We start from the raw sequence: 12,382 nt of genomic DNA, 5'->3' as shown, positions 1-12,382 counted from the left end.
GCGGGCCGCGGACCTCGGGTCCCGGCCCGCTTCGTTTTTCTTCTCCGCGCGGGCGTACCCCGCTGGAAGGATTGGCGTCGTGACGACGTTCGTTGACCGGGTCGTCCTGCACATGCAGGCCGGCGACGGCGGGCACGGCTGTGTCTCCATCCACCGGGAGAAGTTCAAGCCCTTCGGCGGGCCCGACGGCGGCAACGGCGGGCACGGCGGCAGCGTCTCGCTGGTCGTCGACCCGGCGGTGACCACGCTGCTGGACTTCCACTTCCGGCCGCACATCAAGGCCGACAACGGCAAGGGCGGCGCCGGCTCGAACCGGGACGGGGCCAACGGCCGCGACCTGGTGATCAAGGTGCCGAACGGCACCGTCGTGCAGAGCCTCGACGGCGAGGTGCTGGCCGACCTGGTCGGCGCCGGCACCACCTTCGAGGCGGCCCGGGGCGGTCGCGGTGGCCGGGGCAACGCCTCGCTGGCCAACGCCCGGCGCAAGGCCCCCGGCTTCGCCGAGCTCGGTGAGCCCGGCGACAAGCTCGACGTCGTGCTGGAGCTCAAGAGCGTCGCCGACGTCGGCCTGGTCGGGTTCCCGTCGGCCGGCAAGTCGTCGCTGATCTCGGTGATCTCCGCCGCCAAGCCGAAGATCGCCGACTACCCCTTCACCACCCTGGTGCCCAACCTGGGTGTGGTGCGGGTGGACAACCACACCTTCACGGTGGCCGACGTGCCGGGCCTGATCCCCGGCGCGGCCACCGGCAAGGGCCTCGGGCTGGAGTTCCTCCGCCACGTCGAGCGGTGCGCCGTGCTGGTGCACGTGGTCGACACCGCGACGCTGGAGCCGGGCCGCGACCCGCTGGCCGACATCGACACCATCGAGGCCGAGCTGTCCCAGTACGGCGGCCTGGCCGATCGGCCCCGGCTGGTCGCGCTGAACAAGGTCGACGTGCCGGACGGGAAGGACCTGGCCGACATCGTCCGGCCGGATCTCGAGGAGCGCGGCTTCCGGGTCTTCGACGTCTCCGCCGCCACCCGAGAGGGGCTCAAGGAGCTCACCTTCGCGATGGCCGAGCTGGTCGAGCAGTCCCGCCTGGCGGCGCCGCCGGCCGAGCCGACCCGGATCGTGATCCGGCCCAAGGCGGTCGACGACGCCGGGTTCACCATCGAGGCCGAGGCCGACGGCTCGTTCACCGTGCGGGGCGGCCGGCCCGAGCGCTGGGTCAAGCAGACCAACTTCGACAACGACGAGGCCGTCGGCTTCCTGGCCGACCGGCTGGCCCGGCTCGGCGTGGAGGAGAAGCTGGCCAAGGCCGGCGCGAACCCCGGCGACCTGGTGCGGATCGGCGAGCGGGAGTTCGACTGGCAGCCGACGCTCTACGCCGGCGCGGACTTCGTGCCGGGCAACCGGGGCACCGACGTGCGGCTGGAGGAGAAGTCCACCCGTGCCTCGGCGGCGGAGCGGCTGGAGGCCCGCAAGGCCCGGCGGCGTCGCCCCGAGGACGAGCTGGAGGCCGCCCCCGCCGACGCCGAGGCGGCGGTCGAGGCGGACGACGACGAGGACTGGGACTAGCCCCTGTCCGTCCGTGTTCGCGACGATGGCCGGAAACCTGCCGGAAATCCGCCGCGCCTAGCGTGACGGGATGCTGATCGAGTCTCGTCCCACCACCGATCCGGAGATCGCCACCCTGGTCGACGCCCAGCAGCGTGAGCTACGGCAGGCCGACGGTGGGCTCGACGGGCAGGCGACGGTCACCCACGACGACATCCGCTACCTGGCCGTCGTCGAGGGCGGTCGGGCGGTGGCCTGCGGCGGCATCCAGGCGTTGGACCGCGACACCGGGGAGCTGAAGCGGATGTACGTCCGCCCGGCGTACCGGGGGCGGGGCATCGCCCGGCAGCTGCTCACCGCCCTGGAGGAGTTGGCCTTCCGGCACGGGCACACGGTGGTCTGCCTGGAGACCGGGACGTACCTGCCGGCGGCGATCGGGCTCTACACCTCCGCGGGTTACCGGCCGATCCCGGTCTACGGCGAGTACGTCGGTAACCCGTACAGCGTGTGCTTCGCCAAGCGGCTGCCGGTCGCCGCCTGACGGTGATCCGGTCCGGCGCGGCACGGGCCGGGCGCCCGGCGGGGTTCGTCGTCCGGGCGGTCGGGCTGGTCCTCGGGCTTCGACTCGGCCGAGCTCTTCTGCACCAGGTACGCGGTGAGCAGCACGTAGCCGCCCATCTGGAGGAACTCCGACTCCCAGTTCTCGAAGACCGTGACGTGGCAGGTCAGGGCCGGTCGATCGGGGTGTCCAGCCGGCCGCCGGTGCCCGCGTCGTTGGAGAGCAGCAGGCCCAGCGCGAGCATGCCGAAGCCGAGGAACAGGTGCAGCCAGTTGTCGGCGTCGTTGACCGGGACGAAGTTGGCGGCGCTCTCCCGGTCGACGGCGAAGCCGTACAGCCACAGCCCCAGGTAGAGCGCGCCGCCACCGGCGAGGAAGAACCGGGCCCCGGCGAGCCCGCGGGCCAGCACCAGGCCGGCCAGGCCGAAGATCAGGTGCAGGGCGTTGTGCAGGATCGACACCCGGAAGACGCCGAACAGCTTCGCTCCCGAGTGGTGCCCGGCGAAGGTCATGTCCCCGTAGTGCGTGGTGATCCCCGGGACGAAGCCGAGGATGCCGAGCAGGACGAAGACCGCGGCCACCGCGGCGGCGACCAGCTGCACCCGCGGTCTCGGGCCCGCCGGGCGCCGTCCACGCGCGTTCCGCGCCATCACTGCCACCTCCGTCGGTGCCGCCCACCGCAGCCGGACACTGCTCACATTCTGTGATGGCTCCGTCTCTCCGTGCGGAGAAATGACGAATCAGGCATGGAACCGGCGACGCAGGGTAGGTGATTGTTCGACGCCGGATCGACGACCGGTGCATCCCCCCAGCACAACCGCGACGATCTTCCGAGCGGAAGGGACATCATGACTTACGATCTCTCACCCACTACCTCCACGTACGAGTCGACGAACGGTGGCGGTGTCCGCGACCAGGCGCGCCAGGTCGGCACGGAGGCCGCCAACGCCGGTGGCGCGGTCGGGCAGACCGCCAAGGAGCAGGGCAAGGAGGTCGTGGGCGAGGCCAGGCGGCAGGCCCGCAACCTCTACGGCGAGGCCCGTGGCCAGCTCACCAGCCAGACCAGTCAGCAGCAGCAGCGCGCCGCCGGCGGGCTCCGCTCGCTGGCCGACGAGATGCGGTCGATGGCGCAGAGCAGCGGCCAGTCCGGCCCGGTGACCGAACTGGCCCACCAGGCCGCGGACCGGGTGCACGGCGTGGCCGGCTGGCTGGAGCAGCGTGAGCCGGGCGACCTGCTCAACGAGGTGAAGAGCTACGCCCGCCGCAACCCGGGCACCTTCCTGGTCGGCGCGGCCCTGCTCGGCGTGGTCGCCGGCCGGCTCACCCGCAACATCAGCGCCCTCGGCGACAATTCGGCGCACACCCAGGGTGTCTACGGCGGGTACGCCGACCCGGATCGCACCGCCGTCATCCCGACCCCGCCCGCGCCCCGCGCCGTGCCGGACGCCGTCCCGCCGGGTGGCTACCTCGACCCGCAGCCGGGCAGCTACGCGGACCCGCAGACCGGCTACGCCGACCCGCAGCCCGGTTACGCCGGCGGGTACGCCGAGCCGACCGGCACCGGCCAGCCGCTGCCGCCGGTGAGCCAGACCGACCCGCTGCCGGGCGTGCCGTCGAGCGGCGTGAACCGTCCGTGAGCCACCTGAGCATCCGAAGGGAGGCGACGGCATGACCATGCCGACGCAGGGGCCCGGAGTGGACCCCGGATACGCGGGCGCGCCGCACAGCGCGGACGAGGTGCGCGGCAGCTCCATCGGTCAGCTGCTGGGCCAGGTGACCACCGACATGTCGACGCTGATGCGGCAGGAGGTGGAGCTGGCCAAGGCGGAGATCCGCCAGGAGGGCAAGAAGGCCGGCAAGGCCGCCGGCCTGTACGGCGGCGCCGGCTTCGGTGGCTACATGGTGGCGCTCTTCGTCTCCATCGCGATCTGGCAGTTCCTCGACAACGTGATGGATGAGGGGCTGGCGGCCCTGATCGTGGCCGTCGTCTGGGCCGCGGTCGCCGCCGTCCTCTACTCCAAGGCCAAGAAGAACGCCGAGACCGTACGCGGTCTCACCCAGACCAAGGACAGCGTGCAGCGGGTTCCCGACGCGCTGAAGCCGCACCCGGAGGGAGTCACCCGATGAGCACCGATCCCGACCAGATCCGCCGGGAGATCGAGGCCACCCGCAGCAACCTGAGCTCCGACGTGGACGCGCTGGCGTACAAGGTCAGCCCCGGCCGCATCGTCGACGACCGCAAGCAGCGGGCGCGCAACGCGCTGCAGAATGTGAGGGACAAGGTTATGGGCACCGCTTCGGACCTGGGCCACGCCGGCAGCCACGCCGGTCACTCGGTGGGCGACCACGCGCACTCGGCGGCCTCCACCGTCAGCGACAAGGCGCACTCGGCGGCCTCCACCGTCAGTGACGCCGCCCACCGGGCGCCGTACGCGCTGCGGGAGAAGTCCCAGGGCAACCCGCTGGCCGCCGGCCTGATCGCCTTCGGGGTGGGCATGCTCGCCTCGTCGCTGCTGCCGGCCACCCGGCGCGAGCAGCAGGTGGCGTCGCAGGTCAAGGAGCGGGCCGCCGAGCACACCGACACGGTCAAGGAGAAGCTGGGCGAGGTGACCAGCGAGATCAAGGACGAGCTGCGTGAGCCGGCGCAGCACGCCACCGAGTCGGTACGCTCCACCGCCCAGGACGCCGTGCACGCGGTCAAGGACGACACCCGGTCCGCCGCGCACGATGTCAGGGACTCCGCCCAGCAGTCCCGCGACCAGGTGCGGTACTGACCAGGGTCACCACCTACCGCGGCTCGCGGTCACTCCCGGCGTTCGCCGGGAAGTGGCCGCGAGTTGTCGTGTACGGGGTACGCCGAAACCCGACCGGTCAGGCGGTGCGCCGCACGTCGGTGATCCGGAAGCCGCTCGGCGGCAGGGTGGGCATCCGGCCCAGGTCCAGCGCCAGGTCCTGCGGCGGCACCTCGTAGCGCATCGCCGTGGTGAGCAGGGTGACCGCCTGCTTCATCAACTCGATGGTGAGCCACTCGCCGGCGCAGCGGTGCCCGCCCAGGTGGTCACCGCCGCCCTGCGGCACGAAGCCGTACGCGTCGTCGCGCCAGCCGGTGAAGCGTTCCGGATGGAACCGTTCCGGCTCCGGCCAGACGTCCGGGTGGTGGTCGGTGCCGTACAGGTCGAGCAGGACCCGCCGGCCCTTGGGGAAGTGGTGCCCCTGCCAGTCGAAGGAGCGCCGGACCCGGGCGGCGGCCACCGGGAAGAACGGGTATGTCCGGCGTACCTCCTGCACGAAGCACTCGGTGACGTCGTCGCCGGCGCGGACCCGGTCCCGCCACAGCGGGTGGTCGTGCAGGGCCAGCGCGGCGAAGACCACGTACCGGTCCACCGCCACCGTCGGCCGCAGCACGTTCAGCAGCTCCACGGCCGCGATCCGGCGGGGCAGCGGACGGCCACCGGCGTCGCGGTGCTCCGCGATCACCCGCAGCGCCCCGTCCGCCGGCGTCGGAAGCGCGCCCGACCGGACCTGGCGGACCAGTTCCCCGGCCCAGCGTTCACCCCGGCGGCGGGCGAGCAGCCCGCGCCAGTGCCGGGGCCCCAATGCGGCCGGGCCGTCGATCATCGCGTGCAGCTCGTCGGTGCGCCGGACCACGTCCCGTTCGGCCAGGGGCACCCCGGCCCAGGCGCAGACCGCCCGGGTCAGGATCCGGCCCACCTCGTCGTAGAGGCCCACCACGCCGGACCGCTCCCAGACCGGGATCCGGGCCCGCCACTCGTCGGCGAAGAGCTGGCCGAGCCGGCGCACCGCGGCCGGGGTCATCAGCGACATGAACATCGCCTTGCGGTCGGTGTGCGCGGGCCCGTCCAACCCCTGCACGCCGCCGACACCGGTGAGCGTCCGCTGCGCCCGCTTCGGCATCGCACCGGCCCGGACGAACCGCTCCGGGTCGTAGAAGAGCTCCGCCGCCGCCCGGCCGCGCAGACAGATCGTCGGCGCGAGCAGCAGCCGCGTGGTGAAGATGTCGCTGCCGTAGCGGTCGCAGCGGGTGCCGATGAACCGGTACCCCTCGCGCAGGAAGGCCACGGAGCTGTCCGGGCTGCGGTCGGCGGGGGTCGGCATCGGCTCTCCTGACGCGGGTGACGGCCGGCCGGGACCGGCCGGATCAGCCGTGTCTACCCAGGTCCGGGGGGCTGAATCCCGCCCGCCGGCCAGCGCCGGGCGGGGGAGGGGCCCGCGGGCCCCTCCCAGGACGCCGGTGAGCTGGTTGGCTCGACTCCGCAGCCGGCGCCGCCGGCCGGCGGGCGACGAGGAGAGCGAGGGGCAGATGCGGGAGAACGGGGCACCGTACTGGCGGCCGCGGCGGGTGGTGGAGGCGCTCGGCGGCAGCCGGGCTGCCCGCCTCGGATCGTCGGCGGCGGACCCACCGCTGGTCGCGCCCGCCCGGCGTACGCCCCGGCCACGCCGGCACTTCACCGCCCACCTCGGCTTCGAGGCCGACGGGCCGGACCAGGCCCGCGAGCTGGCCGTCGCGTACGCCGAGGCACTCGGCCTGCTCCGCCCGGAGCTGGCCCTCGGGGCGGCGGCGCTCTCCCCGGCCGACGCCTGGCACCGCGCCGAGCGGCTCTTCTGCGGCGCCGTCGGTCCCGACGGCGAGCGCTGCGCCGACGTGGCCGGGCATCCGGGCTTCCACCACGCCGCCGGCCCGGGCGGACTGGGCTGGGGCGAGGGGGACGGGTGAGCCGTCCCCGGCGCCCCGGCGTCGCCGCTCAGTCCAGGTCGAACTCGCCGTCCTGCGCGCCGGCGACGAAGGCGTCCCACTCGGCCTGGGTGAAGACCAGCACCGGTCCCTCCGGCTCGGCGGAGTTCCGCATGCCGATCAGGTCGTCGACGAAGGCCACCTCGACGGCGCTGTCGGAGGTGTCACCCTCGGCCCGCTGCCAGACCGCCCGGGACAGGTCGAAGTCGCCCTTGGGGTGCGCACCCATTGTCGTTCCTCCATCACCACGCGTCGTCCGGGAACGCCTCCGTTCCCCATCGGGCAGGATAAGCGGATGCCGAGCCTGACCCGTGTAGAGGCAACCGCGCGTGGCGCGTTGATTACCGTCGAGTCCTACCAGGTGGACCTGGACCTGACCGGTCCCGGCGAGCGGTTCCGCTCCAGCACCACCATCCGGTTCCGGGCCACCCACGGCGCGGAGACGTTCGTGGAGCTCAGACCGGCCGCGCTGCGGACGGCGAGCCTCAACGGGCAGCGGCTGGACCCGGCCGCGCTGGCCGGCAACCGGCTGCCGCTGACCGGGCTCGCCCGGGACAACACGCTGACCGTCGAGGCCGAGATGGCGTACTCGAACACGGGGGAGGGGCTGCACCGGTTCGTCGACCCGGCCGACGGCGAGACCTACCTCTACGCCATGTCCTTCCTGGACGAGGCGCAGGGCATCTTCGCCGCGTTCGACCAGCCCGACCTCAAGGCGCCGGTCACCCTCTCCGTCACCGCGCCGCCGGAGTGGATCGTGGCCGCCAACGGCGAGGTGGCCGACACCCCGCGCCCCGGCCGGTGGGAGTTCGTGCCCACGCGACCACTGGCCACCTACTTCGTCTCGCTGATCGCCGGCCCCTGGCACGTCCGGCGGGACACCCACGACGGCATCCCGCTCGGGTTCTACTGCCGTCGGTCGCTCGCCCCGCACCTGGACGCCGACCTCGACGAGCTACTCACCGTCACCCGGCAGTGCTTCGACCGCTTCCACCAGCTCTTCGCCGAGCGCTACCCGTTCGGCAAGTACGACCAGGCGTTCGTGCCCGAGTTCAACGCCGGCGCGATGGAGAACCCGGGCCTGGTCACCTTCCGCGACGACCACCTCTTCCGTTCCGCGGTCACCGACACCCAGCGCGAGCGGCGCGCCACCACCATCGCCCACGAGATGGCTCACCAGTGGTTCGGTGACCTGGTCACCATGCGCTGGTGGGACGACCTGTGGCTCAACGAGTCCTTCGCGGAATATCTGGGCACCCGGGTCACCGCCGAGGCGACTCGCTTCGGGCAGGCCTGGACCACCTTCGCGCTGCGCCGCAAGGGCTGGGGATACGCGGCCGACCAGCGTCCCTCCACCCACCCGGTGGCCCCCGAGGAGGTCGCCGACGCCGCCGAGGGCCTGCTCAACTTCGACGGCATCTCGTACGCCAAGGGCGCCAGCGTGCTGCGTCAGCTGGTCGCCTGGCTCGGCGACGACGCCTTCCTGGCGGGGTTGAACGCGCACTTCGCCAGGCACCGGTTCGGCAACGCCACCCTGGTCGACCTGCTGGAGAGCCTGGCCGGCGCCAGCGGCCGGGAGCTGACCGACTGGGCGCAGCGGTGGCTGCGCCGCCCGCAGGTCAACACGCTGCGCACCGAGGTGACCGTGGACGCCGACGGCCGCTGGGCGGAGGTGGCGGTACGACAGACGGCGGTGCCCGCCCACCCGGTGCTGCGCCCGCACCGCATCGGCGTCGGCCGGTACGCCCCGAACGGCGAGGTGAACCGGTTGGAGGTCGATCTCGACCCGGACGCCGACGGTGGTCGTACCGTCCTGCCGGAGCTGGCCGGGTTGCCGGCGGACGCGCTGCTGCTGCCCAACGACGGTGACCTGACCTTCGCCAAGATCCGCCTCGACCCCGCGTCGGCGGCGATGGTGCCGATGCTGCTGCCCGGTCTCGCCGACCCGCTGGCCCGCGCGCTGCTCTGGCGCGAGGCGCTGGACGCGGCGACGGACGGGGAACGACCGGTGTCCGGCCTCGTCGACCTGATCGGTGCGGCGCTCCCCGCCGAGACCGAGGTGATCATCACCGAGGACGTGCTCACCCTCGGTCGCGATCTGGTCGACCGCTACCTGGAGCCGCTGGCCCGGGAGGCCGCCCTGCTGCGGATCGCCGGGGCGTGCGGGACGCTGCTGGCGGGTGCCCCGGCGGGCGGCTCCCTGCAACTCGCCGCGGCCCGGGGATTGATCGCCGCCACCACCGACACCGGACTGCTGGCCGGCTGGCTGGCCGGGGAGGGCGTGCCGGAGGGGCTGGCGGTCGACACCGAGCTGCGCTGGGCGTTGCTGCGTCGGCTCGTGGTGCTCGGGGGAGCCGGTGAACCGGAGATCGCCGCCGAGGCCACCGCCGACCAGAGCGCCACCGGGGCCGAACGAGCCGCCGGGTGCCGGGCAGCCCGCCCCGACGCCGCCGCCAAGCGGGCCGCCTGGGAGATCGTGGTGAGCAACACCGAGCTGTCCAACCGGATGGTGGAGGCGACCGCCGAGGGGTTCTGGCAGCCGGAGCAGGTCGAGTTGACCGCCGGGTACGTGGAGCGGTACTTCGCCGACATGCCGGCCGCGGCGCGGCTGCGTACGCCCTGGGTGGCCGACCGGGTGGCGGCCCTGGCCTTCCCGCGCTACACCGTGGCGCAGCCCACCCGGGAGTTGGCCGCGGCGCTGCTGGCCCGCGACGACCTCACCCCGGGGCTGCGCCGACGGGTCGTCGACCTGGACGACGACCTGCGTCGAGCCCTGGTGGCCCGGACCGCGGTCGCCGCCGCGGGCGCCTGAGCGGCGGGAGCCGGTGGTGGGCGGGGCGGGCTCGGGCGGCCCGTCCCGCGCCACCGGTGGCCCCGGCCTAGGATCGCGGGGTGGAGGAAGACATCCGGCGGATCGGCATCATGGGTGGCACCTTCGACCCGATCCACCACGGTCACCTGGTGGCGGCCAGCGAGGTGGCGGACCGGTTCGGCCTGGACGAGGTCGTCTTCGTCCCGACCGGGCAGCCGTGGCAGAAGGCCGACGAACCGGTCAGTCCGGCCGAGGACCGCTACCTGATGACGGTCATCGCGACCGCCTCCAATCCACGCTTCCAGGTCAGCCGGGTCGACATCGACCGGGGCGGCCCCACCTACACCGTCGACACCCTGCGCGACCTGCACGCCGAACACGGCCCGAAGGCGCAGCTCTTCTTCATCACCGGGGCCGACGCGTTGGAGCGGATCCTCTCCTGGAAGGACCTGGACGAGGTCCTCGAGCTGGCCCACTTCATCGGCGTGACCCGGCCCGGTTTCGAGCTGAGCGACAAGCACCTGCCCGCCGACACGGTCAGCCTGGTCCAGGTGCCGGCGATGGCCATCTCGTCGACCGACTGCCGTGCGCGGGTGGCCCGGGGCGAGCCTGTCTGGTACCTCGTGCCCGACGGTGTGGTGCAGTACATCGCCAAACGGCGGCTCTACCAGGGAGAAGTCGGGGCGGTATGACCCCTTTCATCCCGGTAACCCGCCAGAACTGACAAGTCGGGACAACGCCGGGTGTGAGACGCTTGGAGAGTCGCACGGTTGATCGAAGGAGAACGGTGACAGTTTCCGAACGCGCTCACGAGCTGGCGATGGCCGCCGCCCAGGCCGCGGCCGACAAGAAGGCGCAGGACATCGTCATCATCGACGTGGGTGACCAGCTCGCGATCACGGACGCCTTCCTGGTCGCCTCCGCCCCCAACGAGCGTCAGGTGCTGGCCATCGTCGACGCCATCGAGGAGCGCCTGCTCGAGCTGCCCGAGAAGGCCAAGCCGATCCGCCGCGAAGGCGAGCGGGGCGGTCGCTGGGTGCTGCTCGACTACGTCGACATCGTGGTCCACGTGCAGCACACCGAGGAGCGCGAGTTCTACGCCCTCGACCGGCTCTGGAAGGACTGCCCGCAGATCCCGTTCGTCGACCGGGACCTCGCCGACTCGGCAGCCGGCACCACCAGCGCCGAATGACCCGACTGATCGTCTGGCGGCACGGCAACACCGAGTGGAACGCCACCAGCCGGGTCCAGGGCCAGACCGACGTACCCCTCAACGACCTCGGCCGGGAGCAGGCCCGGGCCGCCGCCCCGCTGCTCGCGGCCCTGCGCCCCGACGCGATCGTGGCCAGTGACCTGCGTCGCGCCGCCGACACCGCCGCCGCGCTCGCCGGCGTCACCGGCCTGCCGGTGACGAGCGACGACCGGCTGCGGGAGCGGCACTTCGGGCAGTGGCAGGGACTGTTCCTCACCGAGGCCGCCGAGCGGTTCCCCGACGAGTTCGCCCGCTGGCGGGCCGGTGACCCGGACCCCGGCGCCGGCCTGGAGACCCTGGACGACCTCGGCAAGCGGGTCGCTGCGGCCTTCGTCGACGCCGCGGCCGCCGCACCCGGAGGCACGGTCGTGGTGACCTCGCACGGTGGAGCGGCCCGGCAGGGCGTCGGGCACCTGCTCGGCTGGGACCACGCCGTGCTGCGGACGTTCGGTGGCCTGGCCAACTGCCACTGGACCGAGCTGCGGTTCGACGACACCCGCGGCTGGCAGCTGCGGGCGCACAATGTCGGCCTGATCACCCGCGGCGCGCCGACCGAGGCGGTCTGAGCCGTCCGGCCCGGGCGTACGCGGCCCGGATCCGCTAGCGTGCCGGGCATGCCCGTCGCGGTCGTCACCGACTCCACCGCCTACCTGCCGCCCGAGCTGGTGCACGCGCACCGGCTGACCGTCGTTCCGCTGACCGTCGTGCTCAACGGCGCGGAAGGGCTGGAAGGGGTGGAGACCACCCCGGCCGACGCCACCCAGGCGTTGGGTGGGCGGCGGGTCTCGGTGAGCACCTCCCGTCCCGCCCCCGAGCAGTTCGCCCACACCTACCGCGAGCTGCTCGACGCCGGGGCCGACGGCGTGGTGTCGGTCCACCTGTCGGCCGAACTCTCCGGCACCGTCGAAGCGGCCCGGTTGGCCGCCGCCGAGCTCGACGGGCGGGTCGAGGTGGTGGACAGCCGCTCCACCGGCATGGGGCTCGGCTTCCCGGTGCTCGCCGCGGCCGCGGCCGCCGAGGCCGGAGCCGACCTGGCCGGCGTACGCGACGCGGCGCTGGCCGCCGTCGACCGCACCACCATCTACTTCTACGTCGACACGCTCGAGTTCATGCGCCGGGGCGGCCGGATCAACGCCGCCTCGGCGCTGCTCGGCACCGCCCTGTCGGTCAAGCCGATCATGCACATGCCGGACGGCGCGATCGTGCTCAAGGACAAGGTCCGCACCGCCAGCCGGGGAGTGGCCCGGCTGGTCGACCTCGCGGTCGAGGCGGCCGGCGACGGCCCGGTCGACCTGGCCGTGCACCACCTCGCCGCGCCCGAGCGGGCCGAGCAGCTGCGCCAGGTGCTCACCGAGCGGCTCGGCGACCGGCTGGCCGACACGTACGTCACCGAGGCGGGCGCGGTGGTCGCCGCGCACGCCGGCCCTGGCCTCGCCTGCGTCGTCGTCCACCGCCGCTGAGGTGCGAGCG

General features: G+C 73.3%; 15 protein-coding genes. 11 read left to right on the top strand and 4 right to left on the bottom strand.

The features are described 5' to 3' along the window. Positions 1 to 79 precede the first annotated feature (79 nt). Both obgE and GA0074704_RS24955 read left to right on the top strand, forming a co-directional pair. Entirely contained in the window at positions 80 to 1,558 is a 1,479-nt protein-coding gene (gene obgE / locus GA0074704_RS24960) for a GTPase ObgE (RefSeq protein WP_088972744.1), read from the top strand. Positions 1,559 to 1,628: 70 nt separating this feature from the next. After that, on the top strand, positions 1,629 to 2,078 hold the full coding sequence (locus tag GA0074704_RS24955) for a GNAT family N-acetyltransferase (RefSeq protein ID WP_088972743.1): 450 nt from the start codon (positions 1,629 to 1,631) through the stop codon (positions 2,076 to 2,078). On the opposite strand, the gene GA0074704_RS29795 is transcribed toward GA0074704_RS24955, so the two are convergent. Both GA0074704_RS29795 and GA0074704_RS24945 read right to left on the bottom strand, forming a co-directional pair. Further along, complete coding sequence (locus tag GA0074704_RS29795; RefSeq protein ID WP_331716660.1) at positions 2,012 to 2,266, bottom strand: DUF6766 family protein; 255 nt, start codon at positions 2,264 to 2,266, stop codon at positions 2,012 to 2,014. The two genes, GA0074704_RS24955 and GA0074704_RS29795, sit on opposite strands and share 67 nt — an antisense overlap. Beyond that, on the bottom strand, positions 2,263 to 2,745 hold the full coding sequence (locus GA0074704_RS24945) for a DUF4383 domain-containing protein (protein ID WP_088972742.1): 483 nt from the start codon (positions 2,743 to 2,745) through the stop codon (positions 2,263 to 2,265). Before GA0074704_RS24945 ends, GA0074704_RS29795 begins: the two co-directional genes overlap by 4 nt. Positions 2,746 to 2,943: 198 nt before the next feature. On the opposite strand from GA0074704_RS24945, the gene GA0074704_RS24940 reads away from it, so the two are divergent. The 3 genes from GA0074704_RS24940 to GA0074704_RS24930 are packed head-to-tail and all read left to right on the top strand — an operon-like array spanning position 2,944 to position 4,869. Continuing rightward, positions 2,944 to 3,732, top strand: a complete 789-nt coding sequence (locus GA0074704_RS24940; protein ID WP_088972741.1) for a hypothetical protein — start codon at positions 2,944 to 2,946, stop codon at positions 3,730 to 3,732. 31 nt (positions 3,733 to 3,763) lie between these two features. Then, positions 3,764 to 4,222, top strand: coding sequence for a phage holin family protein (locus tag GA0074704_RS24935; RefSeq protein WP_088972740.1), 459 nt, complete (start codon positions 3,764 to 3,766; stop codon positions 4,220 to 4,222). Next, positions 4,219 to 4,869 (top strand): DUF3618 domain-containing protein, encoded by a 651-nt coding sequence (locus GA0074704_RS24930; protein WP_088972739.1) that lies wholly within the window; start codon positions 4,219 to 4,221, stop codon positions 4,867 to 4,869. Before GA0074704_RS24935 ends, GA0074704_RS24930 begins: the two co-directional genes overlap by 4 nt. A 97-nt stretch (positions 4,870 to 4,966) precedes the next feature. Here GA0074704_RS24930 and GA0074704_RS24925 read toward each other — a convergent pair whose 3' ends face one another. Continuing rightward, positions 4,967 to 6,211, bottom strand: a complete 1,245-nt coding sequence (locus GA0074704_RS24925; protein ID WP_088972738.1) for a cytochrome P450 — start codon at positions 6,209 to 6,211, stop codon at positions 4,967 to 4,969. 136 nt (positions 6,212 to 6,347) lie between these two features. Here GA0074704_RS24925 and GA0074704_RS24920 point away from each other — a divergent pair, with 136 nt between their 5' ends. Next, positions 6,348 to 6,830: a hypothetical protein gene (locus GA0074704_RS24920; protein ID WP_231926678.1), complete on the top strand. Its 483-nt coding sequence runs from the start codon at positions 6,348 to 6,350 to the stop codon at positions 6,828 to 6,830. Between the two features lie 28 nt (positions 6,831 to 6,858). On the opposite strand, the gene GA0074704_RS24915 is transcribed toward GA0074704_RS24920, so the two are convergent. Further along, positions 6,859 to 7,077, bottom strand: a complete 219-nt coding sequence (locus GA0074704_RS24915) for a DUF397 domain-containing protein (protein ID WP_088972736.1) — start codon at positions 7,075 to 7,077, stop codon at positions 6,859 to 6,861. A gap of 66 nt (positions 7,078 to 7,143) precedes the next feature. On the opposite strand from GA0074704_RS24915, the gene pepN reads away from it, so the two are divergent. From pepN to GA0074704_RS24890, 5 genes are all read left to right on the top strand, one after another. Then, complete coding sequence (gene pepN / locus GA0074704_RS24910) at positions 7,144 to 9,660, top strand: aminopeptidase N (RefSeq protein WP_088972735.1); 2,517 nt, start codon at positions 7,144 to 7,146, stop codon at positions 9,658 to 9,660. 80 nt (positions 9,661 to 9,740) lie between these two features. After that, the gene (gene nadD / locus GA0074704_RS24905) at positions 9,741 to 10,352 is read left to right on the top strand and encodes a nicotinate-nucleotide adenylyltransferase (RefSeq protein WP_088972734.1); all 612 of its coding nucleotides are present in this window, start codon (positions 9,741 to 9,743) and stop codon (positions 10,350 to 10,352) included. Between the two features lie 95 nt (positions 10,353 to 10,447). After that, the gene (gene rsfS, locus GA0074704_RS24900; protein ID WP_088972733.1) at positions 10,448 to 10,852 is read left to right on the top strand and encodes a ribosome silencing factor; all 405 of its coding nucleotides are present in this window, start codon (positions 10,448 to 10,450) and stop codon (positions 10,850 to 10,852) included. Continuing rightward, positions 10,849 to 11,478 carry a histidine phosphatase family protein gene (locus tag GA0074704_RS24895; protein ID WP_088972732.1) on the top strand — a complete coding sequence of 210 codons (630 nt, stop codon included), beginning with the start codon at positions 10,849 to 10,851 and terminating at the stop codon, positions 11,476 to 11,478. The genes rsfS and GA0074704_RS24895 overlap by 4 nt, the downstream gene beginning before the upstream one ends. A gap of 48 nt (positions 11,479 to 11,526) precedes the next feature. Next, positions 11,527 to 12,372, top strand: a complete 846-nt coding sequence (locus GA0074704_RS24890) for a DegV family protein (protein ID WP_088973960.1) — start codon at positions 11,527 to 11,529, stop codon at positions 12,370 to 12,372. The last annotated feature ends 10 nt before the right edge of the window (positions 12,373 to 12,382 follow it).

Source organism: Micromonospora siamensis (assembly GCF_900090305.1).
GTDB classification, from domain to species: Bacteria; Actinomycetota; Actinomycetes; order Mycobacteriales; family Micromonosporaceae; genus Micromonospora; species Micromonospora siamensis.
Note: the sequence above shows the minus strand (reverse complement) of the source record. Positions and strands in the feature narration are given on the sequence as shown.